The sequence below is a fragment of the Ktedonosporobacter rubrisoli genome (assembly GCF_004208415.1).
GTDB lineage: Bacteria > Chloroflexota > Ktedonobacteria > Ktedonobacterales > Ktedonobacteraceae > Ktedonosporobacter > Ktedonosporobacter rubrisoli.
In genome coordinates this window covers 1,354,257-1,376,732 of sequence record NZ_CP035758.1, presented here as the reverse complement: position 1 = coordinate 1,376,732, position 22,476 = coordinate 1,354,257, and the positions used below count along the sequence as shown (strand labels likewise).

20 protein-coding genes are annotated in these 22,476 nt (G+C 54.4%); 10 read left to right on the top strand and 10 right to left on the bottom strand.

Annotated elements, in window-relative coordinates:
* Positions 1–15: 15 nt before the first annotated feature.
* The gene (locus tag EPA93_RS06340) at positions 16–1,419 is read right to left on the bottom strand and encodes a hypothetical protein (RefSeq protein WP_129886240.1); all 1,404 of its coding nucleotides are present in this window, start codon (positions 1,417–1,419) and stop codon (positions 16–18) included.
* A gap of 377 nt (positions 1,420–1,796) precedes the next feature.
* On the opposite strand from EPA93_RS06340, the gene EPA93_RS06335 reads away from it, so the two are divergent.
* From EPA93_RS06335 to EPA93_RS06320, 4 genes are all read left to right on the top strand, one after another.
* Positions 1,797–2,048, top strand: coding sequence for a hypothetical protein (locus tag EPA93_RS06335; protein ID WP_129886239.1), 252 nt, complete (start codon positions 1,797–1,799; stop codon positions 2,046–2,048).
* Positions 2,049–2,283: 235 nt separating this feature from the next.
* Complete coding sequence (locus EPA93_RS06330; RefSeq protein ID WP_129886238.1) at positions 2,284–2,718, top strand: LexA family protein; 435 nt, start codon at positions 2,284–2,286, stop codon at positions 2,716–2,718.
* A gap of 11 nt (positions 2,719–2,729) precedes the next feature.
* Positions 2,730–4,037, top strand: coding sequence for a Y-family DNA polymerase (locus tag EPA93_RS06325; protein WP_129886237.1), 1,308 nt, complete (start codon positions 2,730–2,732; stop codon positions 4,035–4,037).
* 908 nt (positions 4,038–4,945) lie between these two features.
* Positions 4,946–7,711 (top strand): winged helix-turn-helix domain-containing protein, encoded by a 2,766-nt coding sequence (locus tag EPA93_RS06320; protein WP_129886236.1) that lies wholly within the window; start codon positions 4,946–4,948, stop codon positions 7,709–7,711.
* 139 nt (positions 7,712–7,850) lie between these two features.
* Here the strand turns inward: EPA93_RS06320 and EPA93_RS06315 are convergent, their stop codons facing one another.
* The gene (locus EPA93_RS06315) at positions 7,851–8,765 is read right to left on the bottom strand and encodes a helix-turn-helix transcriptional regulator (RefSeq protein ID WP_129886235.1); all 915 of its coding nucleotides are present in this window, start codon (positions 8,763–8,765) and stop codon (positions 7,851–7,853) included.
* Between the two features lie 140 nt (positions 8,766–8,905).
* Between EPA93_RS06315 and EPA93_RS06310 the strand changes: the two genes are divergently transcribed.
* On the top strand, positions 8,906–9,799 hold the full coding sequence (locus EPA93_RS06310) for an aldo/keto reductase (RefSeq protein WP_242527334.1): 894 nt from the start codon (positions 8,906–8,908) through the stop codon (positions 9,797–9,799).
* Positions 9,800–10,046: 247 nt separating this feature from the next.
* On the opposite strand, the gene EPA93_RS06305 is transcribed toward EPA93_RS06310, so the two are convergent.
* The 6 genes from EPA93_RS06305 to EPA93_RS06280 all read right to left on the bottom strand — a co-directional run bounded on the left by EPA93_RS06305 (position 10,047) and on the right by EPA93_RS06280 (position 18,438).
* Positions 10,047–10,721, bottom strand: a complete 675-nt coding sequence (locus tag EPA93_RS06305) for an MFS transporter (protein ID WP_129886234.1) — start codon at positions 10,719–10,721, stop codon at positions 10,047–10,049.
* 60 nt (positions 10,722–10,781) lie between these two features.
* The gene (locus EPA93_RS06300) at positions 10,782–11,327 is read right to left on the bottom strand and encodes an MFS transporter (protein ID WP_242527563.1); all 546 of its coding nucleotides are present in this window, start codon (positions 11,325–11,327) and stop codon (positions 10,782–10,784) included.
* A 332-nt stretch (positions 11,328–11,659) separates the two neighbouring features.
* On the bottom strand, positions 11,660–14,770 hold the full coding sequence (locus EPA93_RS06295) for a winged helix-turn-helix domain-containing protein (protein WP_129886232.1): 3,111 nt from the start codon (positions 14,768–14,770) through the stop codon (positions 11,660–11,662).
* A 281-nt stretch (positions 14,771–15,051) separates the two neighbouring features.
* Positions 15,052–15,768, bottom strand: a complete 717-nt coding sequence (locus EPA93_RS06290) for a TPR end-of-group domain-containing protein (RefSeq protein ID WP_129886231.1) — start codon at positions 15,766–15,768, stop codon at positions 15,052–15,054.
* 144 nt (positions 15,769–15,912) lie between these two features.
* Positions 15,913–17,292, bottom strand: a complete 1,380-nt coding sequence (locus EPA93_RS06285) for a hypothetical protein (protein ID WP_129885685.1) — start codon at positions 17,290–17,292, stop codon at positions 15,913–15,915.
* A 147-nt stretch (positions 17,293–17,439) separates the two neighbouring features.
* On the bottom strand, positions 17,440–18,438 hold the full coding sequence (locus tag EPA93_RS06280; protein WP_129886230.1) for a hypothetical protein: 999 nt from the start codon (positions 18,436–18,438) through the stop codon (positions 17,440–17,442).
* 201 nt (positions 18,439–18,639) lie between these two features.
* Here EPA93_RS06280 and EPA93_RS06275 point away from each other — a divergent pair, with 201 nt between their 5' ends.
* The 4 genes from EPA93_RS06275 to EPA93_RS06260 are packed head-to-tail and all read left to right on the top strand — an operon-like array spanning position 18,640 to position 20,656.
* Complete coding sequence (locus EPA93_RS06275) at positions 18,640–19,623, top strand: ABC transporter ATP-binding protein (protein ID WP_129886229.1); 984 nt, start codon at positions 18,640–18,642, stop codon at positions 19,621–19,623.
* Complete coding sequence (locus EPA93_RS06270; protein WP_129886228.1) at positions 19,613–20,053, top strand: hypothetical protein; 441 nt, start codon at positions 19,613–19,615, stop codon at positions 20,051–20,053. Before EPA93_RS06275 ends, EPA93_RS06270 begins: the two co-directional genes overlap by 11 nt.
* Positions 20,044–20,412 carry an ABC transporter permease gene (locus EPA93_RS06265; protein WP_165422915.1) on the top strand — a complete coding sequence of 123 codons (369 nt, stop codon included), beginning with the start codon at positions 20,044–20,046 and terminating at the stop codon, positions 20,410–20,412. Before EPA93_RS06270 ends, EPA93_RS06265 begins: the two co-directional genes overlap by 10 nt.
* 1 nt (position 20,413) lies before the next feature.
* Positions 20,414–20,656 (top strand): hypothetical protein, encoded by a 243-nt coding sequence (locus EPA93_RS06260; RefSeq protein ID WP_129886226.1) that lies wholly within the window; start codon positions 20,414–20,416, stop codon positions 20,654–20,656.
* Positions 20,657–20,751: 95 nt separating this feature from the next.
* Here the strand turns inward: EPA93_RS06260 and EPA93_RS49545 are convergent, their stop codons facing one another.
* Positions 20,752–21,210 carry a hypothetical protein gene (locus EPA93_RS49545; RefSeq protein ID WP_242527333.1) on the bottom strand — a complete coding sequence of 153 codons (459 nt, stop codon included), beginning with the start codon at positions 21,208–21,210 and terminating at the stop codon, positions 20,752–20,754.
* A 165-nt stretch (positions 21,211–21,375) separates the two neighbouring features.
* Between EPA93_RS49545 and EPA93_RS06250 the strand changes: the two genes are divergently transcribed.
* Positions 21,376–21,729 (top strand): VOC family protein, encoded by a 354-nt coding sequence (locus EPA93_RS06250; RefSeq protein WP_129894447.1) that lies wholly within the window; start codon positions 21,376–21,378, stop codon positions 21,727–21,729.
* 70 nt (positions 21,730–21,799) lie between these two features.
* On the opposite strand, the gene EPA93_RS06245 is transcribed toward EPA93_RS06250, so the two are convergent.
* On the bottom strand, positions 21,800–22,276 hold the full coding sequence (locus EPA93_RS06245; RefSeq protein ID WP_129886224.1) for a DUF6194 family protein: 477 nt from the start codon (positions 22,274–22,276) through the stop codon (positions 21,800–21,802).
* Positions 22,277–22,476 lie beyond the last annotated feature (200 nt).

Sequence of the window (22,476 nt, the reverse complement as noted above, 5' to 3'; positions counted from 1 at the left end):
GGGCAGCCGCCAAGTTTACCCTTCGTCTTTGTACCACTCTTTGAGCATAGCGCCTAGCTCTTTCACATCTGCTGATGGGCCGTAGCTGCTGGCCGCAATCCTGCTATAAATATCCTTAATCGAGGCAATATTGCGCAGCGAATGGATGTTATGAAATATGAGCAGAGCGCTCCTGGCTCGCTCCGTCGCTTCGGAATAGTCTTTCAGCCCCACTAGCGATTCGGCCATGAGCACATCAAACCAGGCCTGATAGCGCGTCTCGTCACCGCCATAGGTCCCTTCGGTAAGCTTTTTCACATGGTTTAGTTCGTTAAGCGCTTTCCCATGCAGTCCAACGGCATTGAATGTCTCGGCGCGCCCAAGGTGGTAGCCACCCATATGTAAACCTGATAATGTGCCCGTGATGAGCGCACGCGTGTAGAAGTCATCGATAGGATCGGCGCCCACGACATCAGCGACCTCTTCAGACATCGTGAGGGCCTGGGCAATCCTGCTATCGCGCTCCCCCTCTTTGAGCATACCTGATGCGCGGCTGAGCTGCAGTTTGGTAAAGCCCTCAAGCTGCGGGTGAATGCGCCCCCGCTTTTTATGGGCCAGGGCAAGAACTTTTTGAAAGTCCAGAATGGCCTCTTGAATTTTAGCGGGCTCAAGCTGAAAAATGCCCTGCTTGACTGTGCCCCGTCGCCCCCATTCAGCTTTTGCGCACCCACGCATGTAGTAAGCAGTCGCAATAAGATCAGCATCATCCATGCTCCTGGCCACCTGTACAGCATCATTGGCGTACATATAAGCAAGCGCATACTCTCTGGCATCTTTCATGATTCTTGTGGCGAGGAGATTGTTACTCAGCAATAATTCTCTCACTTGAGAGAGAAAGTTGCCTTTGGCCTGGCTTGCGAGCTTCTTGAGGTCCTGGAGTTCGGTGTTGATATCGTGGAGCAGGCCTTGAGCACTGCTTGTGCGATGGATATGTAGGGCAACCCGAACGTTCTTTTCGTATTTTGTGAGATCTGTAGCTAGTTTGTTCAGGATATGAGGGCCTGCTGGTTGCATTGATATCTCCTTTTGTGGTTGTAGAATCACATCCTGAAGCGTTGCGAGCCCCAAAAGGATTGGTGGAATGTCAAGCAATTCTGCAATAATGCGCCGGCGCTCAATATCGGTTGGGACCCTGTTTTGCTTCTCCATATTGAGTATCCAGGTCCCTGATATCTTTCCTTGCGCGCCTGCTTTGCCTTTTTTGTTCTGTTTGCCAAGCTTTTGTAATGCTTCGCTGTAGCACTCGGCGAACTCGGTAGCACTCAATCTCCGCTTCTCGCGATAGTCGCGCTGTACTTCGCCGGCATTAGGCCAACCATCTCTTTGTGCGTGATATGGACCATATTGACCACCCTCGCCCCAATAGAATAAAGCATCCATATTCCCTTCTCCGAACTTGCAACCTGTATTCTCACCCATCTTTCGCTATTGTAGCGAAGGCTATGCTTATTGTCTACGCTTGTTTCTCCTTACAAGTTGATTCCTGTTCCAGGTTCTCCATATGCGTTTCTCCTATGCTATGCTTCTATTGAGAGGGCGAAAAGACGGAGCGCTTTCTCGATACTCAGCCTTTGGTGATCCCTTTTTGAGTATGACATTACATGATAAAAGATGTCAAGCGAGTAAAGGGGGAAGGAGATGCTTATTAGGTAAGCACATTACAATGTAGCTGAGAAGTAAAGATCTTTGGGCACTGCCACTGGCAGTGTATACCGAAGATGGATGCCCACTATGGTCGAAAGGGAGGATAGTGAGTTATGACTAACGAACGTACTGCACAAAGCTCACCTGCCCAGCAAGACGTTTTGAACGTGCTGGAACAGTTGAATCGAGCTCATCGCGCCTACGATGTCGCGTTACCCTCAGAGAAGCGGCTGCAGATCGCTACCACTTTTCACCACCTGTATATGTGGCTTTTGCAGCGCCATATTCCGTTTCGCTACGATCCGTCTCGCCACTGCTATTTCCTGACAGAATCCTACGTACGTCAGGAGGTCAAAAGTTTATGAGGAAGGCTGGCTTTCAATTCTCAGTCCTGGTGCAGCCTTTTAAAGGAGGTGGGTTGTATGACTGATGCTCTCGTCTCCTTCCCGCGCCGATAGCTGCAGGTTGTGCCATTGGGGCCTGTTCTGTCATCTTGACAGCTCGCTTGGTTTCTGAGTATACTGCTTTCAACTGGATATAGAATAAATGTTCTATATCTCCAGCAACAGCAGCTTACACAGAAAGGTCTTTCAATGGTCCATGAGTAACGTCTCCGTCTTTTTTCCCGCTGCAGCAGGCTTCCCCTCTCCTGCATCAGGCTGGGAGGAGCGCCGGCTTGATCTAGGTGATCTACTGGTTTCTGATCCCGAGGCCACCTTCTTTGTGCGCGTGCAGGGGCATTCGATGCAGGAGGCAGGAATACATGATGGGGATCTGCTTGTGGTCAATCGCGCCCTGGAGCCGGTGCATCGGAGTATTATCGTTGCGGTGCTGCATGGCACGCTGATGGTTAAGCGCCTGCTGATCGAGGGGGAGCGCCGCTTGCTCAAAGCTGAGCATCCGCGCTATCCCCCCTTTGTGCTCAAGGAGAACACGGATTTTGCGATCTGGGGAGTGGTGACGGCGATCATCCATCCCCTGGTTCCTTCTCCCCTTGTGCAGACGCTTCGCCGCTCTTCTTTCCATCGACCCTAAGAGGAGCTTGTATGCAACGCACCTTTGCCCTTGTTGATTGCAACAATTTCTATGTGTCGTGCGAGCTCGTCTTTCGCCAGGCGCACTCCTATCAGCCTGTAGTGGTGCTCGGCAATAACGATGGCTGCGTCGTCGCGCGCAACCAGGCCGCTAAGGCTCTGGGTATTGCCATGGGAACGCCCTATTTTCGTTGTCGTTGCCTTCTGGAGCAGCATGATGGACTGGTCTTCTCTTCCAACTATGCCCTCTACCAGGATTTTTCGGATCGCGTGATGCAGGTGCTGGCCTCCTTTTGTCAGCGTATGGAAGTCTATTCCATCGATGAGGCCTGGCTTGATCTCTCCTTTCTGCCTCCCGAAAAGGTCACCCGCTATGGCCAGCAGATCCGGGCGCAGGTCTTGCAGCGCACAGGCATTGCGGTCTCGATCGGTCTGGCCTCGACCAAAACGCTTAGCAAGATCGCTTGTTATCTGGTCAAGCACGCTCCCGGTTATCGCGGCGTGCTGAATCTTGCCGATCTTTCAGAAGAGGAGTTGGATGGACACTTAGGCCTGATCGATGCTCAGGAGGTTTGGGGCATTGGCCGACAGACAGCCCAGGCCTTGCAGCGCCGAAGCATTCTGACGGCGCGCGGGCTCAAGTATGCCGATCATCGCTGGTTGCGCCATCTGTTGAACGTGACGGTGCAGCGGGCGGCCCTGGAACTGCGTGGGATCTGCTGCTCGCCGGTCACGAGCAAGGCCAAACGTTGCCAGGATCTGTTGACCTCGCTTTCCTTTGGCCGTCCAATTGAGCGACTGGAGGAGCTGGAAGAGGCCGTTGCTTTCTATGCGGCCAGAGCCGGCGAGAAGCTCAGGAAACAGCGCTTGCAGGCCAGTCGCATAGGTATTTTTATCCATACCAACCCTTTTGAGCGGGGGAGCGCGCAATACGCCGGGAGCGCCGAACTGACCTTGCCCTTTCCCAGCGCCTTTACCCCGGAGCTCATTACGGCGACTAAGCGCTTGCTCCGCCAGATCTATCGGCCCGGCTACCGCTACAAGAAGGCCGGCGTCTATCTTTCCGAGCTGCGCCCATCCTACGTGCTGCAGCCCGATCTCTTCGGAGCTTTCTCCTGGGAAGAGGAGGCCCGCAAAGCGCGATTGATGGCCGTTGTGGATCTGGTCAACGAGTACGTGGGGCGTGGCGCGCTCTTCTGGGGCGCCCAGGGCCTGCAGCGCTCGTGGGAGATGAAACGGCAGCGACTCTCGCCCCGCTACACCACGCGCTGGCCGGAGATCCTGCGGGTTCCCACAGCCAGCGAGTATCACGGCCCATGAACGCACCTGAGAAAACGAAGATAGCAAGCAGCTTGGGGGGCTCGCAATTTCCCTTAGCTTCCGTGGGGTATCTGTTGATTCAAGACAAGGGACAAAACAGGGCGATCTTAAGAGGAGATCCGCGAGCATGTGGTGTGCCGGCATCGCTGAGCAGAGATGCTCGCAGCACCTGAAAAGCCAAACGAGAACAAATCGTGCTAGAAAAGCTGGAGAAGACTGCCCGAAAACGGTACTTTTTTTGGCGATCCTCGCAAATATAGACACAAACCCGCCCTGCATGCTATAGTAGAGAAGGGCAGTCAGAAAGGGAAGAGGAACCCGGCAGGGATTGTAACCGAAAACGAATAATTTTGTCAGCTTCTTTGCAAAAGTCAGAAAGGGAAGAGGAACCCAGCAGGGATTGGAACGTGGAAATATGGGAGTGTCGCATAAGCTTTTGTAGTCTGGTCAGAAAAGGAAAGAGGAACCCGGCAGGGATTGTAACCTTATGCTACCGTCTTTATACACGGTAAAAGGTATCCAGTCAGAAAAGGAAGAGGAACCCGGCAGGGATTGTAACAACAAGACCATCTCGGATAGTTACAATACGACAAAGTCAGAAAAGGAAGAGGAACCCGGCAGGGATTGTAACAGGCTAACAACCGAGCTTCCTGGCGAACGCGCTGGAGTCAGAAAAGGAAGAGGAGCCCGGCAGGGATTGTAACCATGGGATGCCAAGATAGCGCTCCAGGCTCGCCAAGGTCAGAAAAGGAAAGAGGAACCCGGCAGGGATTGAGGAAACTGAGAGGACTTTCCTGTTTTCTAGAAAAGGGATTGTTAAGGGCCACCGCCCTTAACCGGGGCTTGGGGCGGAGCCCCAAACGTACCCCTTCCTTCCCTACCACAGTCAAAAGGGAAAGAGGAACCCGTTGGGGATCGAACCAAAAGAGAAAAAAGACCCTCAAAGAGAAGCAAATATCAACCCCATCTTGCATGCCAAACTGAGCATTCCCACCGCACGCATCAAATTATTACCGCGGCCCCATCTCATCGCCCAACTCGCCCAGAGCGCCCATCACAAACTCACCCTGCTCTCAGCCCCCGCCGGCTCAGGCAAAACCCTCCTCTTGAGCGCCTGGAGCAAACAAATTGACGCCCCGCTAGCCTGGCTCACCCTCGACGAGAGCGACAACGACCCCGCGCGCTTCTGGAACTACCTGCTAACCGCACTGGCCAAACTTTATCCCGAACCCCACATTTCCCTATCGAACTCTTCATATGCACCGTTAGCCCAAACAATACCCTCAATCCTCACCCTGCTCATCAATGCCCTCGCCGAACTGCAACATGACCGCTTTCTGATCCTTGACGACTACCACCTTGTGCAGGATCAGACAATCCATGCCTCCCTCGCCTTCCTGCTTGAGCACTTGCCCGTGCACATTCATCTAGTGCTCGCCAGCCGGAGCGATCCCCCCTTGCCCCTCTCACGTCTGCGCGTCTCCGGCGAACTCCTCGAACTGCGTAGCGCGGACTTGCGCTGTAGCCCGAGCGAAGTTGCCAGCTTCTTACGCGATTGTGCCGAGCTGCATCTAAGCCCCAACGCTAGCGAACTTCTGGCCAGACGCACAGAGGGCTGGTGGGCAGGCTTGCAACTGGCGGCCCTATCTCTGCAAAAAATGGCCGATGATAACCAGCGCGAGCAATTTGTACGTACCTTCAGTGGCCAGGATCGCTACATCCTTGATTATTTGCTTGAGGAAGTATTGCAGCATCAGCCGCCCTCAGTTCAGCGCTTCCTCCTGGAAACTTCAATCCTGACGGATCTAAACGGCTCGCTCTGTAGCGCCCTTTGTCCCTGGGGTAACACCCAAGAAATCCTGGAGAACGTTGTGCGCGCCAACCTGTTTCTTGTTCCCCTGGATCATGAGCGCCACTGGTATCGCTATCACCAACTCTTTGCCGCGGCCCTCCGTCATCGCCTCCATCTGGCCCAGCCCGAACACGTTCCACAACTCCATCAGCGTGCGGCAAACTGGCTGGCCAGCCATGCTATGCTCGTGCCCGCGATTGAACATGCCCTTGCCGCTGGCAATGTTGCTCAAGCCAGTCAGCTTATCATCCAGGTCGCCGAGACGCTGCTCATGCGCGGCGAAGTTAGCCGGATGCAACAGTGGCTTGACGGCTTACCCACCTCGCTAGTGCGTGCCCACCCCTTTCTCTCGGTTGCCTATGCCTTTCTCTTGCTTATGCGCACCCAGCTTGAAGACATTGAGGAACGCCTGCAGGATGCCGAGCGCGCACTGGCCCATGAGCAAAGTGCGCTAGCCCTGGTTGAAAGCGAGGCGCTTACGCCAGCACGTTTGCGCGGCATGATCGCCACAGTACGCTCAACCGTCTCTGTCAATCTTGGCGATACTGAGCAAGCGGTAAATGCTGCACAATACGCGCTTGAGTATCTTTCGCCCCAGGATCATGCCTTGCGCGGCCTAATCCTGCATAATCTTGGCGATACTTATAAGATGCGCGGCGAGACCGCGACAGCTATGCAAATGCTCCAAAAGGCAGTTGCGCTTAATCAGGATAGCGGCAATCTTTTTGTCGCCTTGACTGCTCTCTGCGATGTTGGCAAATTGCAGGCAATCCAGGGCCAGCTTCGGCAGGCTGCCGACACTTATTATCGGGCGCTAGAGCTTGGCGCCTTGCCAGCTCAGCAAGGTGGTTCGTCCTTGCTCTCAGCCGGTAAGGCTCAGGTGTATCTCAGTGAGCTGTTGTACGAGTGGAACGAGCTCGATAATGCGCTGTACTATGCCCAGGAAAGCGTGCAGCGCTGCAAAGAGTGGTCCCATATACGGCATTTGCTCGAAGGCTATATCGTGCTTGCTCAGGTGCATTATGCCCGAACTAATATTCAGGCCGCACACGATACCCTGAACATAGCTCTGGGCCTGACCGATGAGATCAAGGCGGCCAGCCAGCACCTGGTGACCAATCGGCAAGACATGCGCCTGTTAGAGCTCATCGAGCGGGTAGAGACCCTGCAGGCGCATTTCTGGCTGGTCGAGGGCGAGATAGAGCGGGCTGAGCTCTGGCTTCGTGAGCGCGGCTTTAATCTAGAAATACATCCCTGCCTCCATCCCTATGCGGCTCTGGCTTTGAGTCGGCTCCTACTGCTGCAAAAGCGTCCCGAGCTGGCCCAACGACTGCTTGAGCCGCTGATACAAGAGACCGAAGCTAAAGGAGAAATCTTGCAGCTCATTGATCTGCTCGCCTGGCAGGCGCTGACCCTCCAGCAGCAGGGACAACTTGAGCGTGCCCTGAGCGCTATAGCCCGCGCGTTGGCTCTTGCCGAAGCTGAGGAGCTTGTGCGCACCTTTGTAGATAAAGGTCATGCTATGTTCGTCCTGCTGCAGCGTGCAGCTCATCAAGGAATAGCGCCGCGCTATTGTCAGCGCTTACTCCTGGCCTTCTCACTACCGGGAGTTCAGGGAGAGACGCTGGTCGAGCTCAGTAAGCGCGAGTTGGAGATCCTGCAGTTGCTAGCCAGCGGCAAGACGAATCGTGAGATAGGCGCGCTCCTTACACTCACGACGGGGACGGTTAAATGGTATGTCCACGAGATCTATAACAAACTGGGTGTAGGCAATCGAACCAGGGCGATTGCTGAGGCGCGCCGCTTGCACATCCTTACCTGAGTACTGCAACTTTCAGGATGGGTAGCCGACCGTCTCTGACTGCTTCCTCAGTGGTCAGATATGATTGGGCTATTCGCAGCTTTAGCGCGATCATGGTACAACTCAGCTGATGAGGATCTTTCATTATAAGCTTCATTTTTCAACTCTTCATACTGGTTTTGTCAGATTCGCGCAAGAGTCGTGCTGATTTCACCCAATTTACTGCTGATTCTGTAGACATATTGATCTCGAATAACCGGTGGAGCTTGCTCGCCGTATCAGTTCCAGGAAGCGGCCGATAGATCATGATTTTCAGGCCAGGATGCGCAGCGACTTGTAACGTTGTGTGCTCAAAGTGCAGGCGTCCAACAAGCGGATGGTCAAAGGCTTTCTTTCCATCACTTCGCTCACGGACATCCTGAAGCGACCACCACTCGCGAAATTCAGGACTGACACGGTGTAGATCCGCAATCAACTGCTGGAGCCATTCATCGTCAGCATACTGCATACTCTCTGCCCTAAACTCTGCCAGGATCTTTTGCGCGATTGCCACCCAGTCAGCGTACTCTGCCGGTTCTGGACGAGAGGTGAAGGTGCGCCAGACAATATTTGAAGCGTAGGGTGGCGATGTCCTTGTCACACCCAGAGCCGAAGCCGCAGTGTTCCAGCAGATATAATTCCAACGCCAATCCATGATATAGGCGGGAGAGGGATTAAGATCCTCAAGAAGACGCAAGACTGTGGGGCTGATATCCTCCTCCTCAACAATCTTTGCAGCCGAAAAAGCGGAGGGCTGACCCGCTAAGAGAAACAGATGCTGACGCTCAACGGCAGTGAGACGTAAGGCGATGGCAAGGCTGTGAAGCACCTCTGGTGACGGCGAAATATCACGCCCCTGCTCCAGCGAGGTATACCAGGAGACCCCTATATTAGCGAGATGTGCAACTTCTTCTCGCCGTAATCCCGGCGTGCGCCGATGCTGTCCCACTGGGAGATTCACATCGGCCGGCGAGAGGCGAGCCCGACGCGTGCGTAAAAACTGTGCAAGCATCTCTCTTCGTTGGACATTCTCCATTCTCCACAGCACTCCTTTTCCCTGACACTCTCAATCCTACGATCAAGCGACTCTGGCTCGATCAGCTTATTTCTGTCAGACTTTTAAGTATATCACGTCTGTAAGTATTACAGACCTCTTGAAGAAAGAAGGAAAGAGCCATGACCTTTGAGAAGATGGAAGAACAGCACACCATTTCAGCTTGGGCCGCAGGTACACTGACGTTAGGAAAGGATCTCGTGGTTAATCGTCTCGGTTTTGGGGCTATGCAACTGCCTGGGCCGGGAGTATGGGGAGAACCTGCTAGCCCGGAAGAGGCGAAAGCAGTTCTACACAGAGCAGTCGAGTTGGGAGTCAATTTTATTGATACCGCAGCCTTTTATGGTCCAGAGGTGGCCAATCGCTTCATTCAGGAAGCACTATATCCTTATCCAGAGGGCCTCGTGATTGCGACCAAGGTAGGTGCTAAACGGGGGAAAGATCAAAGCTGGAGTGCAGATATGCGCCCGGAACGTCTCCGAGCGGCTTGCGAAGAAAATATCCGCCAGTTGCGTCTCGACCCATTGCCCCTGGTCCATTGCCGCTATATGGAGGACGCGGATGTCCCATTTGGAGAAGCTGTGGGAACTCTGGCTGAACTTCAGCGCAAGGGGATGATTCGACATATCGGAGTCAGCAATGTCAGCTTGCAACAACTTCGTGAAGCACAAGCGGTGACATCCATTGTCTCTGTCCAGAATTTTTACAATTTTGCCTACCGGCAAGGTGAAGATCTATTTGAAGTCTGTCGCAGAGAACAGATCGCCTTTATACCCGCGTTCCCTCTAGCCATGGGGCAATTTGAACACTTTGGAAGCCGCCTTGATGCCCTTGCGCAGCGCTATCATGCGACAACTGCCCAGACTGCTCTAGCCTGGTTACTAACGTGTTCACCCATCATGCTTCCTATTCCGGGAACCTCCTCACGTGTGCACCTTGAAGAGAACATTGCCGCAGCAGGCATTCGCTTCACGGAGGAGGAAATGATGCTACTTGAAGACCATGGTTCGCACTAAGACGAGGGAGTGTTGCCCATATTGCAGACCGCTCGCGTAGCAGAGGCGTGATGCTTCTGCTACGGCGGAAGAGATATCTCAACGTCTTTTCCTCTGTTGAAGCCGCACGGGTTTTGTGGCTCAGGAACTTAAACAACAAGGAGGCCAGTAGCTGACAGATGAATGGTTTTTCATATCTCCTGAACCTCCTTCTATTAAGATGAACCTCTCGGACTGTACCAGATTTCTCTACTGGCAGTGGTCATCTCTACCTGATCAATTTCACCCCACCTCGTTGCCAAAAACTGCGTTGCAGGCAGCCTACAAGCGCTGGGACACCTATCAGTAGCCCGACGGCAAGAAAGACAGGAGTGCTTCCATAGCGTGGAACAATGACCCCTGCAAGGGCAACAGAAATGGGATACGGGCCATAAATGGCAAAGGAGATCAGGCTCATTACGCGGCCTATGAGGTGCATGGGAAGCTGACCCTGGATGACCGACATCACGGTAACCACGACCAGACCATTGAGTAACCCCATTCCCAGCATGATCACTACCCCAATACTCACACTTCCCATAAATGGGAGCAGGATGACGAGCGCGGCTTCGATGAGAAAACAGACAAGACTCAGTGCTAAGCGATACGGGACCTTGCCCAGTCCACCAGCGGCCAGCGAGCCAGCAACAGTACCAATAGAGAAGGCTGCCATTATCACGCCATAGCCACTGGCGCTCGTGTGCAATTGGTTGTGCAACAGAGCCGGGAGTGCCACCTCAAACATGGCTCCTGTCCCTATGGAGACGCTGACGATTAACAGCAGGAGAAGCTGAAGCACGAACGAGTGGCTCAACAGGTGCCAGAAGGTCAATGGTTGTGCGACGATTCCACTCGTTGTGGCGTTGACAGCTTTCGCGGGATGCACGCCTCGTATGAAAAACACAGTTCCAGCCGAGGCGATGAAGGTAGCTGCATCCAGGCCCAGCGAGCCCGCTGGTTGCAGCTACGCGACCACAATTCCCGCCATACCTAACCCTGCTGCCGAGGCCAGTTGCGTCGCACTGTTCATCAGCGAGTTACCCGCCTGCAACTCATCGCCGTCCAGAAGTGAAGGCACCATCGACATGCTTGCTGGAAGAAACAGGCCGCCGAAGAAACCTAGCAGAGCAGAGACGAGGCAAAGCGACCACAGCATGGGGTGTCTCTGAAACATCAGGAAGGAGAGGAACGCCATGAGAACCATGCGCATGATGTCGGTCACGAACATAACGCGACGTGGTTGCAACTTGTCGCTCAAGGCACCTCCAAGCAGTGTGCCGCCAATGCGTGCGACGCCAAAGACCCCTAGCACAATGCCCAGGGCCTGCGCTCCGCCACCATTACTCAACATAAACCAGGGAAGCGCAACGTAATATAACGCATCTCCTATATTAGAGATGAGCTGTCCACCGAACAACAGGGAAAAATTGCGATTGTGCAGCGGCACAAACATGCTCCTGATAGAGAACAGTTTGGGAGCTTGATGTTTGTTTGAGAGAGGTCCAGGCATCACAGTTCCTCCTCTGGTTGCACCAACAGAGCGACAGTATTCGCCTGAGAGGTTGTGTCACTCCTGTACATCAGCCATTGAGCCTCCAGAACTGATGAATGCTCAGTTTTCATTTATTTTTCGCCTTTCTTGATCCATCGATTGAAAGCAAGAACATCTCCTCTAGCGAGCAGGAGATCCCTTGCCTGGCTTGTGTGCTTTCTTCTCTTGTGGAACAAGTATAGGATGGCAGAGGCGGAAGCAGCATCCTTCCTTCAGGTGATTTAACAGGTGATCTTGTGAAGACAGGAAACAGAAGACGCTCTCTTGAGCCAGCGAGGGAAAGGAAAACGCTAGAAGATGTCAAGGCGACGTGCGGCTTCGCATGCCTCCCAACGACTCTTGACGCCCAGCTTGCGGTAGATACTCTGCACGTGTGTCTTGATGGTATTGATCGAAACCACCAATGCCTCAGCGATCTGCGGATTGGAGCGGCCTGCAACCAGCAGGCCAAGCACGCGCTGCTCGGCTTCCGTCAAGGACTCCCAAAGCCCTATCGAAGTCGCTTGAGATGCGGGATAAGATTTGGTCCCCGAACCAGCAAAAGCCCGTAGCACGTCCCGCCCATAGCAAATCAGCGACTCCTCACGCGCATCTAGTAGGTATGCTCGCAGCAAGGTTGCCAATGTCTCTCCCTTCTCCAGGAAGAGACGTTGAAAGCTCTGGGCCTGCCCCAGCCTCAGCGCCTCTGTCAGCGCCTGTTCTGCTTGAGAGGGTTGTGAACTGGCAGCGTAGGCCAGGGCCATGAGCAGTGAGATCTCTAGCTCGCTGCGAAGACGCCTGTTGGCCCGCGCGTCATCTTGCCAGCGTTTCAGGAGGTGGAGGGCTTGCGGGATCTCTCCTCGCAAGATCAGGAAGTGAGCACAAAGCAGCGCTTCTTGCTCCTGCTGGAAGACGTGGAAATGCTCGCCAAGCTGGCGGCAGGTTTCCTGCCATCGTTCTACGGCTGTCAGCTCGCCGCAGGCCAGGCTCAGTTCGGCCTGTTGCGCAAGCGCCACTCGATAGAGGTAGCTCCACAGCTGGACGTAATAGCGGTAGTTCCACAGCTGCTCTTGTGCATGAGATACCAGCGCTTGCAAGGTTTGCAACGCCTGCGCGTAGTTGCCACGAGCCTGCTGCAAGCGAGCTTGGAGCAACTCGCAGGGGAAGCGAATACCAGTCTCCACGTAGTATGGTCCCAGCTCCTCAAGATGAGTGCGCCCCAGTTCTAGAGCCTGGGCCACGTGCTCGCCCGCAACAATCAGATCATTCCACTCGTAGGCGAGCTGTGCCAGACCAAGATGCGCCTGCACTCGCTCGACGGGATTGTCGTTGGCCGTAGCGAGCAGGTGGCGATAGGATTGCTCGGCCTGACGCAGCTCACCTTGCCGTAAGCTGATGTCGGCGAGCGTAAAAGCGACTCCGCGTGTGTCGTACCACGGAAGCGGAGTCTCGAAGCGCGCCATCCCTTCCAGCATCAAGCGTCGGGCCTCCTGGGGCCTTCCTGCACAAAGTTCGCCTGTTGCCAAAGCTACGATGCTGGTACCTTGCCATGGCGCCTGTGAGTCCGCTGGGAGGTGGAGCGCTTGCCGGGCCAGACGGATTGCCTGGGGTACGTTCCCCTGCCAGCGCGCCACCTCCGCATGACAGGAGAGCGCTTCACTCAATTTATCCCACGCTTCCTCTCGCTCATGTAGGCGTTCGGCCCTGCTCAGTAGCTCCTCGATGAGGGCCATCGTGGCTGGGGAGTAGCGATCTAAGGTGAACAGGAGCGCTGCCGCATAGTTGATGCAGAGTCCCGGATGGGTTTCCAGAGTCTGATCGGGCAAGCGTTCAAGCCAGCGGAGCACTGTGGCATGTTCATACATGATACTGCGGTTCTGCATGTTAAGAAATCGTTCCATCATGGTTGCCGCACGTGTCCATGCTTCAGCCTCAAGGGCAGCCTCGATTCCTTCGGCGAACATTCCATGCTGCTCATACCAGGTGCTGGCGCGGCTCAAACATCCTTGCCACTCCTCTTTTTCCAGCCGGTGACGCGCCTCTTCCTGGAGTGCTTCAGCAAACAGAGCATGATAGCGATACCACGCAGGCTCGCCCCCTAGCGCTTGCAGGAAGAGGCCAGCACGCTCCGCCTCGCTGAGGAGCTGCTGGCTATTCTGGTACCCGGTGACAGCAGCACAGAGGGAGGAAGTCATGCGGCCCAGTAGGCTGGTTTGCAATAGGAAGCGTTGGAAGGCTTTGGGCTGAGCGGAGAGCACGTCGAGAGCAAAGTAGTCAAGCACATAGCGATGGCTGCCAGAGAAGTTGGCAAGCACTTGCTCGATGTCCTTGCGCTCACTTTTTCCTTGCAAAGCCAGGGAGAGGAGAAGATAGCCAGTGGGCCAGCCTTCCATATGAGCTTCAAGAGGCTGGAGCAGCTCCGTGGGGAGCGCAAATGGGAGTGCCTGGTGCAGGAAGGTGGTGATCTCATCATGAGAAAAGCGCAACTCATTGGCTCTAAGCTCCACAAGTTCTCTATGCGCTCGCCAGGATGCCAGCGGCAGGGGCGGCTCGGCACGGGTCGTCAGGACCAGGTGGAGCGTAGGAGGCAAGTGGTCGATGACAAAAGCTAACGATTCGTGGATCTGGGAGGATGTGATGACATGGTAATCTTCAAGGACGAGTAGACAGGGAGAAGGTAGCTTGATGAGGTCATTTAAAAAGGCGGTGAGGATCTTTTTAAGCAACGACAATGGAAAAAAAGGTCCATCAGTGGAGAGGTGCCTGAGCGCATGCTGAGAAGGTTGGCCAGAAAAGGCCAGGCAGGCGGTCAGCACATAATGCCAGAAGCGGATGGGATCGTCGTCCTCTGGATCAAGCGAGAGCCATGCTGTCTGCGTGTCCTGGCTCTGTGTCTCGATCCATTGGCGCACCAGGATGGTTTTGCCAAAACCAGCAGGGGCTGAGATCAGTATCATTTTGTGCTGGAGCGCGGCATTCAGCCGGGTCAAGAGGCGTGAGCGAGTAACCAGCGGGTCTTGCAAATGAGGGAGATGCAGCTTTGGCTCCAACACAGGCGAGAGGTTGGGCAGGGGAACCGGGATCGGCAACGATGTGGATGCGTGCTCGGTATCTGTAAAGCTAGCAGCACATGCCTCTAAGCGTGCGGGCGTCAGATCGTCACTACGGCCAGCGTACCGCTTCCTGGTCCGCTGGCGCCGGGTACGATAGGCGTACCAGTAGCCTTTCCCACGCTTTCTGGTCTCTTTGCGCAGTGTGAGATGACCAGATTGGCCCTGGAAAGCAAAGGAAGAACAGGTGGCAAGCCATGCAAACCATCTCTCATCCTCTCCAGAAAAGAGTTGCATGCTGGTCTGTCCACGAAGAGAGAGCGCGTAGGCCTGCTGTTCTGGAAGCCAGATCAACGTATACGCCGCGGCCATGAGCCTGCTCCCTCTTTCACGCAGAAACAAAAATTACCCAACACATCCATGAAGATGAATATAGCAGATCCAGTTGCTTTCTACAAGGTGCTACGGGTGTAGAAGCACAAGTCGTTGGGTAATTACACAACGGGCCATTCTTCCACTCTTGACTTTCGACTTCTTGACTTCAGGATGATTTTCAGTGCAGGCGCCTGAGCAAGCAAGATAACAGTAAAGAAGTCTTGGCCCAGGAGTGAATTAGAAATCTCCCTCGCAATCCGTGGATCATATAAACTGGCTCAAGCTGATTGATTGTGTAAGGCAGCCAGCTCGGGATCGCTCTTTGCCCGCTCTTTGAGATCAGGATTGCGTGCCACTGCTTCCTGTAAGCGCGCGGCAGCATTCTCCCACTGCTTCTGCTCTGTGTAAAAGCAGGCAAGATTATAAAGAAAACTCCCTTTCACCCAGTCTGGCACTATCTCAGCCTGCATAATCCTGCTGGCGCATCGCTCACGGATCTGAATCGCACGCAGGAGGTCGTGGCGGTCTTTGTAATAATAGGCGAGATGCTCCTCATCGTGTTCATAGCAACTGCCCAGGAAAACAGTATACAGGGGATAATCGTCGGAAATCGCGCTGAAGCGCCTGGAAGTCGTCAGCTCTTCTTCGCTCAGCTGCTCAACTATCTTAATGAGTTGGACATAGACTCGCTCAGATTCCGCGTGAAGAGCTGAAAAGGGCTGAAGCTTATGCTTCTCAAAAGTTATCGAATTGAGCTGTTCCTCATCTTCTTCGCCTGGTGGTAATGCCTGATGCTGCAAGATAGCCGTCAATTTCTCAATGAGATGCTGATGCCAGAACGTCTTATGTGCCATGTGATCTTTGACAGACCACAGTTTCCACGTTCCATTAGCATTCAGTTCGGCCTCAGACAGCTCCTGCAAAAAAGCCTCTTCATCGTGGTGGCCCTGCTGCAAGAGCTCAAGGATAAGGCTCTTAAAAGGCTGCACAGTCATTGGAATATCCTTTCATTACATCTTTTGCTACATCACGTTATTTATCTATGAGTATCTCACGAAAAGCGGCAAGGCTTAGCCCTAATTCTTGTGGTTCTAGCCAAAACGTGGGGCTAAGCTCAAGCACAGGGAGGCCATGGAGCATCAAGGAAAGCAACGAGAGGAGCGAGGACGTTGCCAATCGGCATTGAGCAAATCCACGCGCAAGGCGACCACGGCGCTCGCATTGGTACGCAACCAGCGCATGCCTCGTCGTTTCATGCGCCGATTGATGACCAGGGCCACAGCCCGTTCGATGATGCCACTGCCTACCGGAAAGCCTTGCTCTTTCCAGCGCTGATAGGAGCCGATCCAGTCGCGCTGCTGCTGCAGAGACGTGATCGCTTGTCGCAAGGCTGGTCCCGCAGGACCCTGCCGAGCCGCCAGCTCCTGACGCCAGGTCTCAAGCAGGGCCTGGGCCCGCTCGACCTGCCCGTTCCACAACCAGGTGCCCAGATGCTCCACCTGCTGGGCGTGGGCCTTGGCGCTGCACGCTCTCAGCAGGCGCACCGCGTTGGCGGCTTTGCGCATCGTGCGCCACAAATGGGGCCAATCCAGAATGCGCTGGGCCTCTGGAAAATGCGTGTCCGTCTCTTTCTTGATCCAGCCAGCCCCATCGGCCACCACCACCTGAGGCTGGGAAGCGAGGCCAAGCTCCTGCAAGGCCTGAGCCGCCAGGGTTCCCAAGATGCGCGAGGAGGCAAAGGTGGCTACGTAGCGACGGGTGTTCCAGCGGCTGCGGACCCGGGGAGGATGGCGGTGGCTTTGCACGTAGCGGGCCAGATGGAACCAGGTCATGTTCCCATTGGGTTCCTCGGGCTCCTTGCCGCCTTCGTAGCCGCTGGCAATCACGCCAACTTTGCCTTCCATGCCTCCTCGTTGCTCCCGGCTGCAGACCCAACCGCCGTCTAAGCCGATGACGGCGAGCTCCTGGGGGCTGGAAGATCTGTTGGCTGTTGCAGCCTGAGCAGGCGCTGGGGGAGAGGTCAGCTGCTGGCTGGCTTGACTGAGGTGCCGCTGGGCACAGCTCGCTCCGGCTTGGTTGGTCAGCAGACGGATCTCCTCGGCGCTGATGTGCGCTCCTCTCAAGCGCGCAAGCCAGGCGGCGGCGTGGCGATAGGGCCAGGAGGCGCCAGCGAGCACGGCAGCTTCTTTCAAAGGAGCCCTCACCCGTCTGAGCTGCAAGCCAGCCAACAGGATGCCGCTGGGAGTGAAGCGCCTCTGGCAACGCTGACAGCGGAAGCGGCGGCGGGTCAGATCGACGGGACCGAAGAGGGTGAGGATGCTTCGAGGGATGGTTCCCTCCGTTCGGACAAGCTGAGAGCCACATCTGGGGCAGCTGCGGTGAGCCTGTTCCCAAGCTCCCACCGCTTTTTTGAGCGCTTGGCGCATGCAGGACTGGCCTGCCTCTTGGATCTGTGCTTCCATCTGGCTCAGATCGGCGCTTGCATTCAGTTCCAGGGTGAGCGATACTTGTATGCGCATGAGAGATTCCTTTCTGGGCTGGATATCGTGGTTTTTTTCATCCTACCACAGTCAGGCATCTCTCTCCTTTTTAGCCCCGCGTTTTGGGCACAACCAATTCTTGTAGGTCCACTCAATCCGAAATTGAGGAACAGTGGATTTTAATGTCTATACGGCTTTCTGTCGTAGTTGGTGCATCAATTTCTCAATCGCTGGATCATGTTGCACGAGAGTAAGTGCAGCCAATAAAAGCTGAATCTTTTCTGGTTCCTGCTCATCTTGCGCTACTTTCAGCAACAGCTCCCATGCCTGCGACGAATGATTCGCTATGATCATCGTTAGCACATAGTGATAGATGTTGTAGCGCCGTGTCTCGTGCAAAAACTCCTCGATAAAAGAGAGGCTACTTCCTTTGGAATGTGCCAATAACAGATCAAAGAGCCCTAGCAGCACCACATCATCTTTTCCCACGTGGCGCGGCACCAGAGCGCCAGTACCAACCGAGATGCGTGTTGTGTAGTGGGAGAGAATGTTCTCAACTATCTCTTCTGGAGCTTTGGCGAGCTGCCTGAGGCATTCCCCTTCAACTTCCGGATGGCACTTGCGCTGGAAGAGATAGCTATAGAGAGGCAGTAGATGCCCCTGGTAGAGCAAGTTGCTCTCCAGGCTCGCCAGAAGTCGAACCGCGCTCACTGCTGGTTCACCAGACATACATGACGTATACTCGTCAAAGAGCAAGCGTGTGCAGTGGAAGCTAGCCAGAACATGATTGAGATTGCTCAAGAGAACAAGTCCTGCCGTGCGAAGGCCGCTTGTACATTCTTCGCGGTTTGGCGGCATAAACTCATAGGTCGAGATCGCGCGCTCAGCCAGCGCTTGATCCTGAGGCTCGACAATCGGTAGCAATGCACCGATAAGCGCGATGCGTAGAGCGCCTCCTGCGTCGCGCTTTACTCCGGCTTCAGCGTAATGCTCATACAGCTGCCGCAAGAGTGGACGCCCTGCAGGGAGTGGGATATCGGTAAGAACTGCCAGAGCTGCCGATGCTACTTGTTGGCCACGTTCTCGCTCAAGTACTTCCAGGGCATAGTGCGCCTGCTCTCTCGGTTGATCTGCCAGGCTACGTAGCTGGTGCAGAATGGCTTGCTGTTTTGTCTGTTTCTTCATAGACGTAGTGTCTCCTCTTCTCTTTTCATGATCAGCTGCTCCTTTTCTTGTCTTTTCCTCTTCAACGAGAAGGAGATGGAAATTGGCCAGCAAGAAGGGACTGATGGAGGATTTTCCTATCCTTTGTCAGGTGCTGCTTCCAGGGGTTGGTCTCTATCATATCTCTCAGGAAGAGATCAATCTGAAAGGAAACAGTCTAGCATGGATACTTCAGCAAAATCTTTACCAGCGATCAGCATCACAGCTTTGAGCAAGCATTATCGGCTCGCCGGTAAGTCAGTGCGTAAGGCCGTAGATCAGCTGGATTTAAGTATAGCGCAAGGGCAGATCTATGGCCTGCTCGGCGCCAATGGTGCAGGCAAAACGACGATCATCAAGATGCTCTGCGGCCTAATTATCCCAACGAGCGGTCACATTGTGATAAATGGCTATGATCTGGCTCGTGAGCGCTACCGAGCAGTGCAGCAGATCGGCGCAGTTCTGGAGGGCACACGCAATGTATACTGGCGGCTCTCGGCCTGGGAAAATCTGCTCTACTTTGGGCGCTTAAAGGGCTGTCGCGAGCGCGAATTACGCATAAGGGCCAGGCAACTCTTGGAAGAGCTTGAGCTGTGGGAACGGCGTAACTCGGCTGTGCGCACTTTTTCGCGTGGCATGCAGCAAAAAGTTGCCATCGCCTGCGCCGTGATTGCCGATCCGTCGATTGTGCTGCTTGACGAGCCAACCCTCGGGCTCGATATCCAGGCCGCACGTACGGTCAAGGATTGGGTTGCCAAACTGGCACGCGAGCAGGGCAAAACCGTTATCCTCACAACGCATCAACTTGATATCGCACAGCAACTATGCGAGCGTGTGGCGATTATGCGTCATGGCCAGCTGCTTGCTGACCAACCACTTACCCATCTCCTGAAATACTTTCGCGAGGAACACTATCAGATCCGCTTGCGTGGCCAGCTCAGCTCTGAACAGGCAGCTTTGTTTGCCCCGCTGAATATGAGCTACGCGGATGGGGAAAGCTGCTTAACCGGCTTGATTGGAAATCAAGCGCAACTGTACCGCTACCTGGCCGACATCGAGCGGCTTCAACTTCCTTTGCTGGCTGTGCAACTGCTTGAGCCAAGTCTGGAAGAGGTGTTTATGCGCTTGCTTTCTGCTGGGAAGGAGGTGAAAGATCATGTGGCTTAAAGTTAGCATGTCCTTGCGCATTATCCTTAACGAGACTCACAAGCGCTTGCTGCTCCTGTGGGATTACAAATTTGACACGCTCATGCAAGCCCTGATCATTAGCCTGATCTTTCTCGGCGCCATTTTCTTTCTGGGCAAGGAGCGCATCGATCAACAACAATTGCCGGGCCAATTCCTTGGTTACGTGATCTGGGTTTATGCGCGTATGGCTACAAAGAATCTTAGCGACGATATTATTGCGGAGGCGCAAGCCGGGACCCTGGAGCAGATGTATATGAGCCCGGTGCGGCCAGAACTGCTCTTAGTCGGTCGGATGATCGCCTTTACCATCTCGACGACGCTGGTGATTTGCTTGATTGCCTGCGTGCTGGTAATTCCCTTGCATATCGATATTCCTCTCAGATGGGGGGTATTCCGATCATGCTGGTGACCTTGGGCGAGCTTTTCGGCTTTACTCTGTTCTTGAGCGGTCTGGCCCTGGTTTTTAAGCAGATCTCGGCCCTGGCTGATATGCTGCAGAACCTTATGCTGTTCCTGACCGGTTCGCTGGTCCCGGTGAGCGCTTTCCCGACCTGGCTCACTTTGCTTACGAAGATCTTGCCCACCACTGAGGCGGTGATTGTCTTGCGCTCCGTACAGTTGCGCGGTCAATCGCTAGTGGCTGCCTGGCTGGATGGTAGCCTGGGTGCCCTGCTGCTTCATGCTCTGCTCTATCTAGGGGTTGGCTGGCTGGTTTATAAGCTATGCGAGCGCTATGCGCGGCAGCAAGGTTCATTGGGGCAATATTGATATGGAACAGATCGTTTCGCTTATGGGCAGCGGCGCGCTAGTCCTTCACAGTGGGGGAGCCCTGATCGTGATTATTATTGCGCTTGATATTGCTGGTATCATTATCCTGCGCCTCTGGCATCCCTGGGGCAGATTGCAGCCCAGGCCAGGCATACGCGAGCGTCTCTTGATTGAGGCCGGCTTTTTTCTCCTGGCTCTGTTTATCCTCTACGTTGCTCTGCTGCTCACCGGCAATCTGTGGTGAGCTTGCATCTCCTGATCTGGAGCAATGAGGGGATCAGTCCTTGGCTCAAATCTGGTTTTCAGCATGAAAATAACTTCAAGAGTGCAGACTGTATGCTAGAATGCTGAAGACCAGAAAGAAGAATAGGCTTCGTGAGGAAGAGCGCAAGATAGAAGAAGTTTGTTTCTTGATGTGATGCTATGCTCGTTGCTGCCCGATTGTTTCAATACAGTTTCGTTGAGAATAACTAGAGAGGAACCGCATCCATGTTGATCATTGCTGGCTACCTGGAAGTTGATGCCAGTTTTCGCGACGAGTACGTTGCCGCTCACCAGGACCTCCTTCGGAGAGGCCGAGCGGCCCCAGGCTGTCTCGACCTGGCAATCTCCGCCGACTCGCTCAACCCCAGGCGGGTCAATAACTTTGAGCGGTGGGAGTCCCAAGAACATCTCGACGCCTGGAGAAAGGTTGCCGCAGCACCGGACACTGGCATTTCTATCATTGGTGGCTACATGATGGAGTACCGCGTAGTGGATGAACGTCCACCATTCGGCTAAATCAATGCCCTCTGCCACAGCTGTTCGCCTGTCACCAGACGAACGACCTGGCGATTGTAATGAAGCAATTTTTCGCTGATCCAGATTTTTAACGCGATGGATGCTTTCAATAGGTGTAACCCATCATATGAGCCGGCTGGCTGGTGTGCTGTGCCGAGCAAGATGGAGAAAGGAGCACGAAGAATGCTTACTACCAGGAATCTCGATCTGTTCGCGGGAATCTCAGTCGCCGACTACGCGGCGTCGCTCTCGTGGTATCAACGGCTGTTGGGCGGCCCACCCGCATTCTTCCCACACGAAACCGAGGCTGTATGGGAGCTTGCTGAGCATCGGTTTGTGTATATTGTGCAGCGGCCGGAGCACGCTGGCCACGCCGTGCACCTGAGCTTCGTCGATGATCTCAATGCGCTCGTCGCGCAGATAGCCGCGCGGGGACTCGATCCGGTGGAGCAGGAAACCTATCCCAACGGTGTGCGCAAGGTCACGTATCGCGATTCTGACGGAAACGAGATCTGCTTCGGCGGCGCTCCGCTGTGACCGGCTTTCGATAAGGGGCGATATGGTGTGAGATGTGCCTGGTGGTGTTGGGCCAGATGCCTGTTGGAGCTTACCTGCGAACTACCCGCCTCTTATGCTTGCTCACTGCCAGCTCATACGCCTCGGTCAGAAGCTGATGCACTTTTGTTTCAAATGTCTTCTTCCCAGGGTTGAGCACGCACACCCAGAAGATTCGGCCATACACCGGGTGAGGCATGATTTGATCCAGGGCAGTGAAGTCATAGGAGCTTTCGTTTTCGCCGCTGATCGCCGCGCTGTCTCTGTCGGAAGGCAGCGAAGGTTCACCGAAGAGCGAGCGAAACGTCTGCTTGCCGATGCCGATGTTCAAGCGAAAGACCGATGGGCGGTTGAGGTTGGAGAACTGGTCATAGAGATCGTTGATCACCAGCGTCACAAACGGAACCCGATGATCTGGGGGAATGGTGCTATCTGGGTTGTGGAAGAAGAAGCTGTTGCCAGAATCGGTCACGACATCCACACCTTCAAATGTATCAGTGATATACTGGTTGATCTCAAATTCATTCATGAGTATTGGTCCTTTCCTGACTTCTTTGTTTTGATCACATTTCTACTTTACAACACTCATGTCCAATTGGAGACTCTGACGACCTGTAGCATTTGCGATGGATACCGCTCGTGCCATATTCAAAGCTACAGTTCCGTGATCACGAGGAGAGAGCAGAGAGAAAATCTGGGAAACCTCTATTGGCGCTTGAAAGTTTTACA